This window comes from Aestuariivirga sp., assembly GCF_037139295.1.
Lineage (GTDB): Bacteria > Pseudomonadota > Alphaproteobacteria > Rhizobiales > Aestuariivirgaceae > Aestuariivirga.
Window position 1 is genome coordinate 28,375 of sequence record NZ_JBAXGR010000029.1, and the last position, 14,403, is coordinate 42,777.

General features: G+C 61.6%; 13 protein-coding genes. 9 read left to right on the top strand and 4 right to left on the bottom strand.

The features are described from left to right. Positions 1-175 precede the first annotated feature (175 nt). From WCJ41_RS09855 to gspD, 5 genes are all read left to right on the top strand, one after another. Positions 176-667: an iron transporter gene (locus tag WCJ41_RS09855; RefSeq protein ID WP_336905695.1), complete on the top strand. Its 492-nt coding sequence runs from the start codon at positions 176-178 to the stop codon at positions 665-667. Between the two features lie 4 nt (positions 668-671). Continuing rightward, positions 672-1,004 (top strand): cupredoxin domain-containing protein, encoded by a 333-nt coding sequence (locus tag WCJ41_RS09860; RefSeq protein ID WP_336905684.1) that lies wholly within the window; start codon positions 672-674, stop codon positions 1,002-1,004. 8 nt (positions 1,005-1,012) lie between these two features. Further along, positions 1,013-1,855, top strand: coding sequence for an FTR1 family protein (locus WCJ41_RS09865; protein WP_336905685.1), 843 nt, complete (start codon positions 1,013-1,015; stop codon positions 1,853-1,855). A gap of 249 nt (positions 1,856-2,104) precedes the next feature. Continuing rightward, positions 2,105-3,274, top strand: coding sequence for a 4Fe-4S binding protein (locus WCJ41_RS09870; RefSeq protein WP_336905686.1), 1,170 nt, complete (start codon positions 2,105-2,107; stop codon positions 3,272-3,274). A gap of 286 nt (positions 3,275-3,560) precedes the next feature. Then, positions 3,561-5,738 (top strand): type II secretion system secretin GspD, encoded by a 2,178-nt coding sequence (gene gspD / locus WCJ41_RS09875; RefSeq protein WP_336905687.1) that lies wholly within the window; start codon positions 3,561-3,563, stop codon positions 5,736-5,738. Positions 5,739-5,816: 78 nt separating this feature from the next. Here the strand turns inward: gspD and WCJ41_RS09880 are convergent, their stop codons facing one another. Continuing rightward, positions 5,817-8,027: a multicopper oxidase domain-containing protein gene (locus WCJ41_RS09880; protein ID WP_336905688.1), complete on the bottom strand. Its 2,211-nt coding sequence runs from the start codon at positions 8,025-8,027 to the stop codon at positions 5,817-5,819. A gap of 294 nt (positions 8,028-8,321) precedes the next feature. On the opposite strand from WCJ41_RS09880, the gene WCJ41_RS09885 reads away from it, so the two are divergent. Continuing rightward, positions 8,322-8,531: a cold-shock protein gene (locus tag WCJ41_RS09885; RefSeq protein ID WP_111199114.1), complete on the top strand. Its 210-nt coding sequence runs from the start codon at positions 8,322-8,324 to the stop codon at positions 8,529-8,531. A gap of 10 nt (positions 8,532-8,541) precedes the next feature. Then, positions 8,542-8,811 (top strand): hypothetical protein, encoded by a 270-nt coding sequence (locus WCJ41_RS09890; protein WP_336905689.1) that lies wholly within the window; start codon positions 8,542-8,544, stop codon positions 8,809-8,811. An 86-nt stretch (positions 8,812-8,897) separates the two neighbouring features. Here the strand turns inward: WCJ41_RS09890 and WCJ41_RS09895 are convergent, their stop codons facing one another. After that, entirely contained in the window at positions 8,898-9,218 is a 321-nt protein-coding gene (locus WCJ41_RS09895) for a YnfA family protein (RefSeq protein ID WP_336905690.1), read from the bottom strand. Between the two features lie 184 nt (positions 9,219-9,402). On the opposite strand from WCJ41_RS09895, the gene WCJ41_RS09900 reads away from it, so the two are divergent. Both WCJ41_RS09900 and WCJ41_RS09905 read left to right on the top strand, forming a co-directional pair. Continuing rightward, on the top strand, positions 9,403-11,154 hold the full coding sequence (locus WCJ41_RS09900; protein ID WP_336905691.1) for an amidohydrolase: 1,752 nt from the start codon (positions 9,403-9,405) through the stop codon (positions 11,152-11,154). A 168-nt stretch (positions 11,155-11,322) separates the two neighbouring features. After that, positions 11,323-11,685: a Rap1a/Tai family immunity protein gene (locus tag WCJ41_RS09905; RefSeq protein ID WP_336905692.1), complete on the top strand. Its 363-nt coding sequence runs from the start codon at positions 11,323-11,325 to the stop codon at positions 11,683-11,685. 25 nt (positions 11,686-11,710) lie between these two features. Here the strand turns inward: WCJ41_RS09905 and WCJ41_RS09910 are convergent, their stop codons facing one another. Then, positions 11,711-12,076, bottom strand: a complete 366-nt coding sequence (locus tag WCJ41_RS09910; RefSeq protein WP_336905693.1) for a hypothetical protein — start codon at positions 12,074-12,076, stop codon at positions 11,711-11,713. Between the two features lie 185 nt (positions 12,077-12,261). Then, positions 12,262-14,403: autotransporter domain-containing protein (locus WCJ41_RS09915; protein WP_336905694.1), on the bottom strand; the 2,142-nt coding region annotated here is incomplete at its 5' end.

Sequence of the window (14,403 nt, forward strand, 5' to 3'; positions counted from 1 at the left end):
GGAAGTCAAAAAATCAGAAGCAGCGACTGACGACCTCACACCGTTGACAGCGGTGGGCGTGAAGCCTATTCAGAATATATCCGAGTAATTTACTCGGATACTTTTGAATCGTTCTAGAAAGGACTGTCCCATGCTCCGATTTGCTACCGCCGCCCTTGTCGCAGGCTATCTTGCCATGGGGTCCGGGCTCTGCCTCGCGGCGGAGTATCCGGCGGGCGATCCTGTGTTCGCCAACGGTATGGAGATCGGCGCGGTTTATCTGCAGCCCATCGAGATGGAACCGGCCGGCATGATGAAGCCCGCCGCCGAAACTGACATTCACCTCGAGGCCGACATCCACGCTGCCCAGGACAACACCAGCGGTTTCGCCGAGGGCGACTGGATTCCGAACCTTGCCATCACCTACGACCTCGCGAGCGAGGACGGCAGCTTCAAGGTGTCGGGCAGCTTCATGCCCATGGTGGCGAGTGATGGTCCGCACTACGGCGATAACGTCAAGCTTGGTGGCGAGGGCAAATACAAGCTCACCCTGCACATCGCGCCGCCGGGAACCGGCTCGCATTTCGGTCGCCACGTCGACAAGGAAACGGGTGTGGCCGAATGGTTCGCGCCCTTCGATACAAGCCATGACTTCATCTATGCCGGAACCGGCAAGAAGGGAGCCTAATGAAATGAGGCTGCGCGCTGCCGCCCTCGTGCTCACGTCACTGGCCTGTTCATCCATGCCCGCCCTTGCGGATGACCCGACCTTCAAGATCGACATCAAGGATGGTGTCATCACGCCGCTCGAAATGGATGTGCCTGCCAACACGCGCATCCGGCTCGAGATCACCAACTCCGGAACATCGCCCGCCGAATTCGAGAGCGTGCAGCTGAAGAAGGAAAAGGTGATCGCCGAAGGCAACACGACGGTGATGGTGATCCGCAATCTCGACCCCGGCACCTATGACTTCTTCGACGATTTTCACATCGACCTCCCGCACGCCAAGATCACTGCGGAATAGGCTCATCCATGCTCTGGCAAACCGCCGTCATCATCTGGCGCGAGTCGGTCGAGGCGCTCCTCGTCATCGGCATCCTGCATGCGTGGCTCGTCCATGAAGCAGGCGAACAGGGCCGCAGCCGAGGCACGCTCTATCTGTGGGGCGGTGTCATTGCGGGGCTTGCCGCAGCGGTGGGCCTCGGCGCGGTGCTGGTCTTCGCCGAAGACCTGTTCGGTGACGAGGGCCAGGACTATTTCCAGGCTGCCATGGTGCTCGTTGCCGCGGTGCTGATCGTGCAGATGGTGGTGTGGATGCGCCGCCATGGTCGCACGCTGAAGAAAGACATCACCTCCGGCCTCACCCAGGCTTCGCAGAGCGAACACTGGTGGGGCGTCTTCGCGCTGGCCCTCATTGCCGTGGCGCGCGAAGGCTCGGAAACCGCGGTATTCCTCTATGGCAGCCTTGCGGGTGCTTCGGGCGCCACCTTCTGGGGTACGGCACTCACAGCAGCCCTCGGCTTTGGCGCCGCACTTGCCACCTATTTCCTGCTGCAGCTTGGCAGCAAGCTGTTCTCGTGGCGCCGCTTCTTCGTCTTCACCGAGGTGACGCTTCTGCTGCTGGCCTTCTCGCTGCTGCTCACCGGCGTCGACCGGCTTGCGGGCCTTGGCCTGCTGCCGTTTTCGACCGCACCGCTATGGGATAGCTCCGCGCTGCTTAATGACACGAGCACGGCCGGCAGCCTGATCGCCACCCTCACCGGCTATCGCGCCAGGCCTGATGCGAGCCAGCTTGTCGTCGCAATCCTCTACTGGGGTCTCATCGCCTGGCTGCTGCGCGGCAAGCGCAGTCCGCAGGCCGTCAAGGTGGCGTGATGGCGACGCTGATCGCCAAGGTGCCACGGCGCAGCGCTGCGGCGCGCCATGACCGCGTCGCGGCCATCGGTGATGTTCTGCTGCGCCACCGCACGGCAATTTCGCGCCTGCAGTGGGCGCTGGTCGCGGTCTATGCCGTGCTCATCATCGTGCCGGTGCTGCTGCCGCTTCCCGCACGTGCCGACCATGTGTGGAACAACATGACGCTGTTCGCGCAGTTCGTGTTCTGGGGCATCTGGTTGGCCATTCGTGCTGATCTCGATGGTGATGGTGGGCCGCGTGTGGCGCGGTTTCATGTGCCCGGAGGGAACACTCACCGAAGCGGCGAGCCGCCATGGCCTCAAGCGCGCCATTCCCCGCTGGGTGCGCTGGGGCGGATGGCCGTTCGTCGCCTTCGCGCTCACCACGATCTATGGCCAGATGACGAGCGTCTACCAGTATCCGGGGCCTGTGCTGCTGATCCTCGGCGGATCGACGGTGGCGGCCATCATCGCGGGCCTGCTGTGGGGCGAGGACAAGCGCGTGTGGTGCCGCTTCCTGTGCCCGGTCAACGGGGTCTTCCGCGTGCTGGCCAAGCTCGCGCCGTTGCACTTCGCGGTCGACACGGTGCAGTGGAATGCCTACCGCCTGCCGCCGGGGGACAAGTTCCAGCCGGTGCGCTGCGCGCCGCTGATGCCGATCCGCACCATGGCGTCCAACAGCAACTGCCACATGTGCGGCAACTGCTCGGGCTTTCGCGGCGGCGCGGTGAAGCTGGCGCTGCGCTCGCCCAACCATGACATCGTCAACGTGGCGGGCCTCAAGCCCAAGCCTTGGAAAAACGTGTTGATCGTCTTTGGCCTGCTCGGCGTTGCCATCGGGGCCTTCCTGTGGAGTGCCAGCCCGTGGCTGGTGAAGGCCAAGATCGCGTCAGCCGGTTTCCTCGTCTCGCATGGCCTCAAGGACCTGCTGCACGTCACACTGCCATGGTGGATCCTCACCGACTATCCCCAGCGCAATGACGTGCTGACCCTGCTTGACGGCGGCCTGCTCATTGCCTTCATCCTTGCCTTCGCGCTGGTGAACGGCGCCGTCGTCTCGGTGTCGCTGGCGGCAGCATCCTTGGCCAGCGGCTGGTCGGTGCCTCGCTTCCATCACTTCGCACAGGCGCTGATCCCGCTGGCGGGTGCGGGCATGTTCCTGGGTTTCTCTGCCCTGACCGTCACCTTGTTGGCACAGGACGGCCTCCGCTTGGGCTGGGTGGATGAGTTCCGCATCGCCATGCTGGCGGGTGCGGCGGCATGGAGCCTGTGGCTCGGGTGGCGCATCGCGTGCGTACATGCCCCAAATGCGATCCGTCGGGGTCTGGCTCTCGTGGCGCTTTTGTCCGCCTGCCTCTCTACCCTGGGTTCATGGTACCTGCTGTTCTGGATCTGGTAACATGCCGCAACAGTCGATTGCCGGAGTGGCTGCGTGATCAAGCGACACCATTTGCAGGCTAAATGAACGCACAAAATGGCGCAGCTGCCGCAGCACGGGCCTCATCGAGGCCTAAACCGGGGGTAGTTACCCACACCGACTCGTATTCGGGGTTTTTTACCTTCTCGAATCAGCCGTTTGCGGGCAGTTACTTAAAGGTTAACGGTGACGATTCCCGTCTGGTTCGGGAGCTAGGATCGCGTTGGTTATGGTCTCATCGGCGGTTCACCGCATAAGATGGGCCGGAATGTATTTCCGGCTGACGGGACCGCTAGCCCTGAGCCTCGTCGCCGTTCTGCTTGCAAGCTGCAATACCCCCTCTTCGCTGCTTGAAACCACGGGGCAGGTCGATCTCAATCCGAAACATCCGCGAAGGATTACCAACCGCAACGACGGGCAGGTCCAGGTGCCAGCCCAGCGTGGCCGTTACGAGGTCATCCCCGGCATGAGCGCCGCCGAGTTCGCCGACGGTGGCATCGGTGACCCGCCCGTCGGCGTGGGCGCCCTCGACGACGGCAAGTTCACCGTCAACGTTGACCAGGCCAGCCTGCCTGAATCCGCCAAGCTCATCCTGGGTGAAACGCTGGGTTACAACTACACCGTCGACCCCCGCGTCCAGGGTACCGTGACCCTGGTGAGCAATCGTTCGCTTACAGGTCGTGAACTGCTGAGTGCCTATGAAGCCTCGCTGCGGCTCGCCGGCGCCTCGCTCATCCAGCAGGACGGCAACTACAAGATCGTGGCGCTGCAGGAAGTGCTCGATGGCGAAATGGGCACGGCCGATCTCGGCAAGGGTGTATCGCCCGGCTATGGTGTCAACGCCATTCCGCTGCGCTATGTGAGCCCAGCCAGCGTGATGGAGCTAATCGACGGCTTCATTGCCAGGTCTGGCTCGGTGCGCGCCACCAAGATCGGCAACATGATCCTGGTCCGTGGACCGTCGTCGGAACGCCGGCAGCTCGTCGACGTCATCCTGTCCTTCGACGTCGACTGGATGCGCAACCAGACGTCCGGCATTGCCCGTCTCGAAAATGCCCGCGCCGATGATGTGGCAGCCAAGGTCGAGCAGGTGTTCTCGGAAGATGGCGCCGTTTCTGGTCCCAACGCGCTGAAGGTCATTCCTGTCCCCAACATCAACAGCGTCATCGTCATCGCCCGCACCCGCGCCAAGGTGAACACCGCGATGAACTGGATCCGCCGCCTCGACCAGGAGAGCGTGGATTCACCCAACTACTATGTCTATGCCGTGCAGAACGGCAATGCCGTGGAACTGGCGCGCATCCTCAACGCCACCTTCGGCACGGGCGGCGGCGGCGGTGCGGGAACCACGGCTGACGTTGCGCCCGACAACCAGCCGATGGATGTGTCGATCGCCGCCGACACCTCGGGGCAGGAAAATCCCACCCCCGATCCGCAAGGCTCTGCCGAGCAGCTGGGCAAGACAGACCTGCAGACTGGAAGCACCGATGGCTCGGGAGCGGACTCCGGCGGCACTGGCAGCAGCGCAAGCACTGGCGGCGGCGCCAGCGTGGGCACCGATAGTTCGTCCTCGATCCGCATCACGCCGAACCCGGCCAACAATACAATCGTCATCAGCGCGACGCCGAAGGACTACCGCAAGATCCTGGCCACGCTGCACCAGATGGATGCACCCTCCACGCAGGTGCTGATCAACACCACGATTGCCGAGGTGTCTCTCAACAACCAGCTGCGCTATGGCGTGCAGGCCTATATGGAGAGCAACAACTTCAGCATCGCCCTGGCTGGCAGCAAGCCTGCTCCGACGGGCCCAATACTCAGCCCGCAATTTCCCGGCATGAACTTCCTGTGGGGCGGCATCAGCAATCCCAAGGTGGTGATCGACGCGCTCGCCGGCATCACCAACGTGCGTGTCGTGTCCTCGCCTTCGGTGCTCGTGATGGAGAATGAAACCGCGACCATCAAGGTCGGCGACCAGATCCCAATTCAGACCCAGGCCGCGGTAACGGATGGCGCCGTTGCCGTCAACTCCTATGAATATCGCGACACTGGCGTCATCCTGAAGGTTCGCCCGCGCGTCAGTGCAACGGGCGTCGTCACCATCGAACTCGGCCAGGAACTCTCCGCCGTGCAGAAGGACGGCTCAGGTGTTGGCGACAATCCGCGCTTCACGCAGCGCTCCGTGACATCCAAGGTGTCGGTCAATGATCAGCAGACGGTGCTGCTCGGCGGCCTGATTTCGGGCATCGAGGACCGCACGCGCAACACCGTGCCGGGCGCCGACAAGGTTCCGATCTTCGGCAAGCTGGTCGGTACCACAGACAACAACGCCCAGCGCACCGAACTCATCGTCTTCATCACGCCCAAGATCATCCGCAGCGGCGAGGATGCCGCACGCGAGTCCCAGGACCTGCGCGCCAAGATGAGAAACCTCAACTTCAACTGAGCGGCTGCCGGCAGGCAGACATAATGAAAATGGCCGGGCTTTCGCCCGGCCATGTCGTTTGCGGCTTGCCTTTTGAGATCAGGGTGCGGGCGGAGCGGCCACCACCTGGATCTTGGCCATCATGCCGGCATCCTCATGCTCGAGGATGTGGCAGTGGTAGACGAACTCGCCGAGCTGGGAGAACGGAATATCCACACGTGCGGGAATGGTGACGCAGGTATGGTCGCGCCACTGGTCGATCGTGCAGTAGCCGTTCTGGTTGTTGGCGATCTCCTGCGCCTTGATGCTATTGGGCACAACGGCAATCTGCAGTGTCGCCTCATCCTCCATCACGCCAGGACCGGTGTGCGGATGCAGCGTCGGCGCCAGTGGTGAGGTCGAATCCGGCGCAAGCGTCGGATCGACAGCACGGAACTTCGTCTGGTGGATGTGGAAGTTGTGGTTCTCGGTGGCGAGGTTGACAAGTTCCCACGCCTCACGAACGGGCATCTGGCCCGGCCCGAGCGGCAGACAGATGAACGGGTTCATCGGGTCAAAGGCCGCCACGGGTTGCTCCGTGCCGGGCACGACATCGCCGTTCTCATAAACCTCTTCATAGCCAAGGCCGAAGACGCTCGGATTTGTGACGTCGACAAGACCGAAGAAGATGCGGCGACGGTGGCCGGGAGCGAGCGCTTCGCAGCCAGGGGGAAGGTTGGCGGGTTTGGCGTAGGGCACCTTGGCAAAGAAGATGCCCTGCGGACCATTCAGCTTCAATGCCTCGCCCTCGAGCTTCAGCGCAACGAGCGTCGGGTCGGTATAGGTTCCGCTGAAGGTGACGTCCGCGAGGTTCACCTGCGGCCACGGATCGCCCACGCCGGCTTCGCCCGTGGTGATGCCCGTCGAGCGCAGCTTTGCCGAAGCGCCCGGCGGCGGCGTTACGATGTTGCCATCGGCATCACGGTAGGTAACCCATACCTCGGCGCGCGAACCTGGCAGCAAGACCATGCTCTTGATGCACATCGGCTCAGGAAAATTCGCCGGCCAGGTGCCGGGGCACTTGACCACGTCGAAGCGGTCGCCACCGAGCTTGATCTGGTCGGCAATCGTGGTGCCGGGCGGCAGATAGGCGCTGATGCCGTCAACCGAGATCAGCTGGGTCAGCATCGCGTAATCGCCGGTGTTGCTGCGGAGTTCGAGGCGATAGGTGGCGCTGGCGCTGTTGTTGCTGAAGCTCCACACCTCGCCCTTCGGCCGGTTGACGGGGATTGTGGGGTAGACCACGCCGCTCACCGGGAAATACCACTGGCCGCCGGTATAGTCGTTGTCATCGGCAACGTTGGTGCCCGGGCAGCTGCCAAGGCGGGCCTCCGACGGGCTGCCCGGATACTGCGTGCAGAACTGCGGGTCCTGCTGGTCGTCCAGGACTTCGCCATCGGTAACGGATTGGGGATAGGTATTGGTGCTTCCCTGCGCGAAGTTGATGGTGCCTGCATCAAGCACCTGCATGTCCTTGAGGATGAGGTGGCGCACCTGGTTCTTCGGGAACGGCCTCTTGCCATCACTCAGGTATTTCGAATGCTGGCCGATGCTGATGATGCCGGAGAGACCGCTCGACAGGCTGTCCGAGGTGATGCCATGCACGTGGGGATGGAACCAGTCGGCACCCGAGGGTTCATTGCGCGGGATGTTGATGACGTAGTCGAGCACGCCCGACGTCACCACTGCGCCATGATCCATTGGCTGGTTAACGGGCATGCCGTTGGCGGGGTTGTAAAGGTCCACATAGATGTCGTCGCCCCACGTCGGGTTGGTGTTCGTCGCGGCGCGCGCCTGAACCACGAGGCCGTGGGTATGGAGGTTGGTGGGGGTCAGTGGCAGGTTGATGCCGTTTGGATCCGGCTCAGGCGTCGCAATCGTGTTGTTCCAGTAGTGCCAGACCTTGTCCTCGTCCTGCTTCGGCAGCTTGTTGATGAGGCGGATCTTGAGCGTGTCACCCGGCTGCAAGGCCAGCCTTACACCGCCGAATTCGGAAGTCGTCGACTTGCCCGGCAGGCAGGTGTTGTTCAGTGATCGGTTGCGGTAGCACACCTCATAGACCCACCCCACCGGGTTGATCGGCGCGGCTGCCCCGGTCGGCTGGAAAGCGATTGCCGTCACCGGCTTTGCCTTGGCGATCAAAAGGACGTCGAGAACACCCTTTTTGCTCGAAAAGACCGGCGGCTCGACGAACGGGGCCGCACCCGCCGTACCACACAGGGCCGCCGTCATAAGCGCGGTGGCCACCACCGAGCGAGTTCGTATTGCCATTGCCGTCATCTCCATCGGAAAGGCCAAACCATGCCCGGACCAATTGGCGGGCTCGAGGCCGATTCATCGCCTGCGGCTATCTTATCCTATCCTGAAAACCATTGAAGATAGCGAAAATGCCTAGGGCCACCGGCGCGCCACACGCAGCGCGGGAATTAGTCCTCGGCCGGAAGCCGGCAGCCCAGACCAGGCGCCCTCACGTAAGGATTGACTTTATTGAGCCAAGGCTGCTTTTATTGTGCCCGCGGCACCCGAACGTTTCGGGTACTCCTACTATGAAAGTGAGAACATATTTTGGCTACAGGCAAGGTTAAGTGGTTCAACGAGACCAAGGGTTACGGCTTCATCGCGCCGGATGACGGCTCAAAGGACGTATTCGTTCACATCAGCGCCGTGGAACGCGCCGGTCTGCGTTCGCTCAAGGAAAACCAGGCGGTTTCCTTCGAACTAGTGACCGACCGCCGCTCGGGCAAGCAGTCCGCCGATCAGTTGCGCGCTCTTTGATCCGCGTCTGATGGCAAAGAAGGCGAAGAAGAAGGTTGCCGCAAAGTCGGCAACTCGCAGCAAGAAAACGAAAAAAGCCATCGTTGTGAAATCGGTTAAGGCCCGTAAACCTGCTGCGAAGAAGGCGCCCCGCAAGGTGGCCCGCCGCAGCACGGCAGATGTCGCCAAGCTGCGCAAGGCGGTCGTCTCCGGCCTCAAGTCCGGCAAGTCCGCAGAGGTCGTTGCGAAGCAGCTGGGGATTTCGCGTCCCTATCTCTACCGCCTCAACAGCAACAGCTGAAGCCCGACGCTCACGCCGACGGAATTGGAATTACGAGTTTGCAGAGCGCCCCGGAAACGGGGCGCCTTGTCGTTTCAGGGCTCCCTTCAGCCGCGCTGCGGCAGCAGGATGATGGCGCTGCCAGCGAGGCACACGGTCATGCCGATCACATCCCAGCGGTCAGGACGCTGCCCTTCTGCCAGCCACAGCCACATAATCGATCCGACGATGTAGATGCCACCATAGGCGGCATAGGCACGCCCCGCTGCATCGCTTGGAACAAGTGTCAGCAAATAGGCAAAGACGGCGAGCGAGGCCATTCCGGGCACCAGCCACCACACGGGCTTGTCCAGCCTCAGCCAGGCCCAGAAGGCGAAGCATCCGGCAATCTCACCCAGGGCCGCAGCTGCATAGATGACATAGACCATGAAGCGGTTGTCTCATGCCCGCGCGATGGATTCAAACGCAATGCCACGCCCCTGCCCGCGACCCATGGCGGCGAGACTAGATATTATCCACAAGGCGGCGCACCAAATAATCCGCTGACGTTCGTTGAAAACGAGCATAATAGACCCCAGCAGAAAGTCCGATGCCAACTCACGGGAGCCTGTCATGTGCCGCTGGTGTGAACGTTCCGAACTGTCCGACAGGCTCACAGCCGGCGTCTCCACGAACCGTCGGACGTTCCTGGCCTATGCGGCCTCGCTGGCATTGGTGGGAGGCACTGGCGCCACTGCCCAGGCTGCGGCGGCACTGGCCGACGTCATCTTCCACAATGGCAATGTCTATCCGATGAGCGCACCCGGCGCCAAGGCCGAGGCGGTGGCGATCGCCGGCGGGCAGATCATTGCAGTTGGAACAACCGCCGACATCATGGCGTTCAAGGGTCCGGCGACGCAAATCGTCGACCTTGCCGGCCGCACGCTACTGCCGGGCCTCATCGACCCGCACAATCACGTCACGCTGACCTCGATCTTCAACACGTTGCTCACCAAAATGGGTTTCGCGCAGTTCAAGACCAAGGCAGATGTGTTGGCCGGGATGAAGAGCGCCGCCGCCAAGGCCAAGCCCGGCGCGTGGCTTGTCTTCGGCTTCTATGACAACCTGCTGCAGGGCGGCGATTTCTCGATGGCCGAACTGGATGGCGTGTCCACCACCAGCCCGATCTTCCTGCTTTACGTCAATGGTCACGTCGGCTGCGCCAACACCCTGGCCTTCACCCGCGCCAATGTCACGGAAGCGGTTGGCGACTTTCCGGGCGGCGGCTACTTCGGGCGCGGCGCCGACGGCAAGCTGAACGGCATGGTCTACAACGAGCCTGCGCTGCTCAAGTTCCTCGACATCGCCGTTGCCAAGCCAACACCGGAGGTGCTGGTCAAGGCCATCGAAGCCTATGCCCAGCAGGCAACAGCGGCGGGCCTGACGGCCCTGCACGAGCCTGGCACGGTGAAACCCGAATGGATCGAGATGCTGGCCAAGCTCTCGAACAGCCTTCCGATACGCCTGAGCGCCAGTTTCAGCACCGACATGGTGGAAGCGAGCAAGCCCTTCGCGGCGCTCGGCCCGTCCAGCAAGGCGCGTCACCTGCCCAACAGCCGCTTGTCCCTCTACGGCATGAAATACTGGGGTGACGGATCGAACCAGGCCGAGTCAGCAGCACAGACCCAACCCTATCTGAACAGCGACAAGAAGGGCAGCCTCGGCTACACCTCTGCACAGGCGATCGAACTCTGCACCAAGGCGAAGGACGCAGGCTGGCCCATCCTCGTCCACAGCCAGGGAGATGCCGCCGTTGACCAGATCCTCGACACCATCGAGGCAGTCTATGGCGCCAACTCTCCCGTTGGCCTGTGCCGCATCGAACATGCCACCATGGCCCGCCAGGACCAGATCGACCGCATGAAGACGCTGGGCTGCGAACCGAGCTTCATGATTGACTTTGTGCATCTCTACGGCGCCGATTACCGCGACAACCTGTTTGGCGCGCCGCGCGCCGAGTTCATGGTGCCGGCAGGTGCTGCCGCAAAGGCTGGCATCGGCTTTTCGTTGCATAGCGACAATCCGGCGGCAGGCCTGCCCCTGAACCCGCTGCGGCTCGTCGAAACCTCCGTGACGCGCCGCTGCATGGTCGACAATTCGGTGGTGGGTGCCGATCTTGCCCTCACCGTGGACGAAGCGCTGCGTGGCATCACCGTTTTCGCCGCCCGCCAGATGGGCCTCGACGACATGATCGGCACGCTCGAGGCAGGCAAGCAGGCCGACCTTACCATTCTGGCCAGCGACCCCTACACCAGCGCTCCCAATCAGATATCAAACATCCCGGTGAGCGAGACCTGGCTGGCTGGAGAAAAGCGGTTTGGATAGGTCACCAGCCGCAACGAACACTGATTTGCGATTACGGCTCTGCAAGAAGCTCAACGGACCAGGCGTCATTTGATCCGCATCAAATGCCGGCGACCTTGTTGCGGATAAGTGAAGTGTGGTTCAGCCGAGAACGTCCAAACACTTTCCGCAATAGCCAGGAGCCCCGCCGTGTCGAGCCGATTGCCATCCCTGTTTGCAACCCTCGTCGTTCTGGTCGCTCTTCCCGCCGTTCCGGCCCAAGCCGGATTCGTATCCGGCAAGGACCTGCAGGACATCTGCCTGGCGGATCAGCAAGGTTCCGGAAGCTCGCTGAAGGCAGCCGAATGTCTTGGCTTCGTGATGGGTGTTGCCGACACCTTTGACTGCGTCGAGAAACACCATGGCTTCAACTGGGACAGTTCAGCCAAGGTCAATCAGCAACAGATGGTGAAGCTGGTGGTGACGTGGCTGGACCTGCATCAGAATGCACTGCGCTACGAGGCGGACGGCCTCGTAGCGGCAGCGCTGGCAGAGGCCTTTCCCTGCAAGTGAGTTTCGCGTCGGGATTTCCGCTCGTTCAGAGCCCGCAATAGCCGCGGCAACCGCGCTGGTGAGCAATGCCACCAACTCCGTCCATTGCAGCGTAGGTCGTGCGATCGACCGATACACCCTCAAATGACACGGTGCAGCCTGCCACGGTGAAATCCCTTATCTCTCCCGCTAGGCTGATGCTCGGTGCCTTCTGCCCAGCCCCCGCGCTTCCATCCGGCAGCACGATGTTCACCGCCACCACCTGCCCTGAAGTCGCCATCCCAGACGGGCAAGTGCTGCTGGCGCCAGTAAGCGCAATCTGTCCGCTGAGCTTTTCGCCGCTCACGGCCGCCGATACCACCAGCGACAAGAACGCGAAACCGAGAGCCAGTTTCAGAGCATTCCTTGTCATCGCAGCCTCTTCCCATTGATGGACGCAGACATCCCATCATAGGCCGCCGCAGGAAGCTGTGCGTTTTGCCACGCAGAACCTGCTAAGTTACTGTCAATAATGCCTATTTATTCGGCATAGTTGCCCAATTCACTGGCAGGGAGGGGGTATCTCTCGATGATCTGTCCAGCGTCATGCCCATAACATCACCAGCGCAACTCTCCGCCAGCGCCAAACTGGTAACCGTTGCTGTTCAGCGCGGCCACCGCGCCGATGCGTCCGGCGAGGCCATTGGCGGCCTCGCCTGCAATGCCGAGTCCGAAGCTGCTCAGGATTGGCCCCATGTCGGCGCCCACCTGGTCGAAGGAGCCGAAGGTGGCGCTGGTGGCCGTCACCGAATGCGCAGCATCGTCATCGGCGAAGAAGTCATAGCCGACCCGGGCAAATCCAACCACCGCCCAACCATCATTGCCGGCGAACGATACTGGCGCGTTGAACTCGCCACCGATGAACGCCACCGTGGTGTAGGCCGACGCATCGGAAATCGTGTAGTTGAAGTCGCCGCCGCCGCTTTCCTTCGCATCATCCGCCCAGATCCGGGCATAATACGCACCGATGAACGGCGTCACGGTGGCATCGCTCACGACGATCGACTTGGACAGCTTGAGCGAACCGAAGGCGCCGTTGGAACTAAAGTCGCTCTCGGCCTCTCCGCCAGTGAACAGGCCGATGTCCGCATTGTCGCGCGACGCCTTGTTGCGGCCATAGACATAGCCGGCAGAGCCCGACAGCCGGACGTCCGAAGCGAAATCCTGCCCGCCATAGAAACCGACGAAGTAGTTGTTGGTGCTGAAGTCCTGAGGCACGTATTCAGACTCGGTCATTTGGGAGTAGCCATAACCGGCGAATACGCCGAGGCCGCCGGTACTGGTCCTCAGCAGGTCTCCACCGACCAACACGTTGTACAGGTCATAGTCGAAGCCGCTCAGGCCATCATAGCCATTCACCTTGCCGCGCGTCGCCGAACCATCGACCCAGATGTGGCGGGACGGTTCAACCTGCTGCGATCCCGACGGTCGTGCGCGGATGCGATCCATCACGGCATCCGAGATCATGCCCATCTGCTGAAGGCCGATGGTCAGGTTGGAGGAGTATCCCTCCGCATTCACATCAGAGAATTGCTGTACCTGTGTGGGCGTGAGGTTCTGCGCCGCTTGCTGCAGTGTTACGCCGCTCTCGAGCACCGGGGCAATTGTCCCGGGCGGTACTTCGTCGGAGGCATAATAGGTCACCGTCGAGACGATGGCGTCCGCGAGGCTTTCGCCGGCTGGCGTCTCCACGCTCGGAACGATCGGCTGGCTTGTCAGGGTCAAGTCCCATTGCGAAGGAGCGCTGGAGCTCAGAACCCATGTGTTGTTGAACAGGCCGCCACCCCAGCTTCCACTCGTTTCGGCAAGGTTACCTCCGTCGATGCCGCTCAACACGCTGGCGTAGGTCGATGTGCCGATGGGTGCGGCAGCATCGACGCTGAAGTTCATCACGCCGCTGCCATGGGTGACAGCCATCTTTCCGTAGTTTGAGACGCCGTAGACGATTGCAAGATAGTTCTGCGGCAAAGTACCGAAATACTTCAGGTCGACCTGGTCATTGTTCAGAGTGCCGATTCTACCGGTCACGCCGTTGATGATGCCATAGCCGTCACTACCCGTGTTGCCGCTGGTGAGATTGCCGAGATTGGTGATGGTGTCGATCGTTCCGCCCTGGTTGTCGATGGCGGCATAGCATGTTCCACCAGAACAGACGCTGTGGTTGATCGTGCCCGTGTTGATGATGGAGCCGATCGAGCTTCCCGGTCCCAGCACGATTGCGCTGGCAAACGTGTTGGATCCACCGCCATTAATGCCACCTTCGATCGTTCCTGCATTGAAGAGCGTATCAATCCGGCGGGTGAATGCCGGCTGGAAATAAATTGCACTGTTTTGTGCTGAAATCGTTCCGTAATTCTCCAATGTTCCGATATGGCCATCCTGGAAAACTGCATGGGCACCGCCACCAAAGTTTCCGACCGTTGCGGAAATCGTTCCCTTGTTCAGAAGCGTTCCGATTTCTCCGCCGTTTGAAATCGCGGCGTGGTCGTCTGATGAGGAACCGCTTATAATGGTCCCTTCATTCTGCAGCGTTGCGATCGTTCCCTGGTTTACCAAACCATCGCGCCCGAAACCGGACCTGATCGTTCCCTGGTTCAGGAACGTCCCGGTGACCTTACCGCTGTTATTGATCAGCGCGCCTTCATACCCAAAGAATGGCGAAAGCGTTGCCGGCTGCTTGATGGTAACGCCCGACTTGAC

Bases quoted from the DNA above. Each gene is read 5' to 3' on its own strand.
- WCJ41_RS09855 (WP_336905695.1), top strand. From the start codon at position 176: ATGGGGTCCGGGCTCTGCCTCGCGGCGGAGTATCCGGCGGGCGATCCT.
- WCJ41_RS09860 (WP_336905684.1), top strand. From the start codon at position 672: ATGAGGCTGCGCGCTGCCGCCCTCGTGCTCACGTCACTGGCCTGTTCA.
- WCJ41_RS09865 (WP_336905685.1), top strand. From the start codon at position 1,013: ATGCTCTGGCAAACCGCCGTCATCATCTGGCGCGAGTCGGTCGAGGCG.
- gspD (WP_336905687.1), top strand. From the start codon at position 3,561: ATGTATTTCCGGCTGACGGGACCGCTAGCCCTGAGCCTCGTCGCCGTT.
- WCJ41_RS09880 (WP_336905688.1), bottom strand. From the start codon at position 8,027: ATGGCAATACGAACTCGCTCGGTGGTGGCCACCGCGCTTATGACGGCG.
- WCJ41_RS09890 (WP_336905689.1), top strand. From the start codon at position 8,542: ATGGCAAAGAAGGCGAAGAAGAAGGTTGCCGCAAAGTCGGCAACTCGC.
- WCJ41_RS09895 (WP_336905690.1), bottom strand. From the start codon at position 9,218: ATGGTCTATGTCATCTATGCAGCTGCGGCCCTGGGTGAGATTGCCGGA.
- WCJ41_RS09900 (WP_336905691.1), top strand. From the start codon at position 9,403: ATGTGCCGCTGGTGTGAACGTTCCGAACTGTCCGACAGGCTCACAGCC.
- WCJ41_RS09910 (WP_336905693.1), bottom strand. From the start codon at position 12,076: ATGACAAGGAATGCTCTGAAACTGGCTCTCGGTTTCGCGTTCTTGTCG.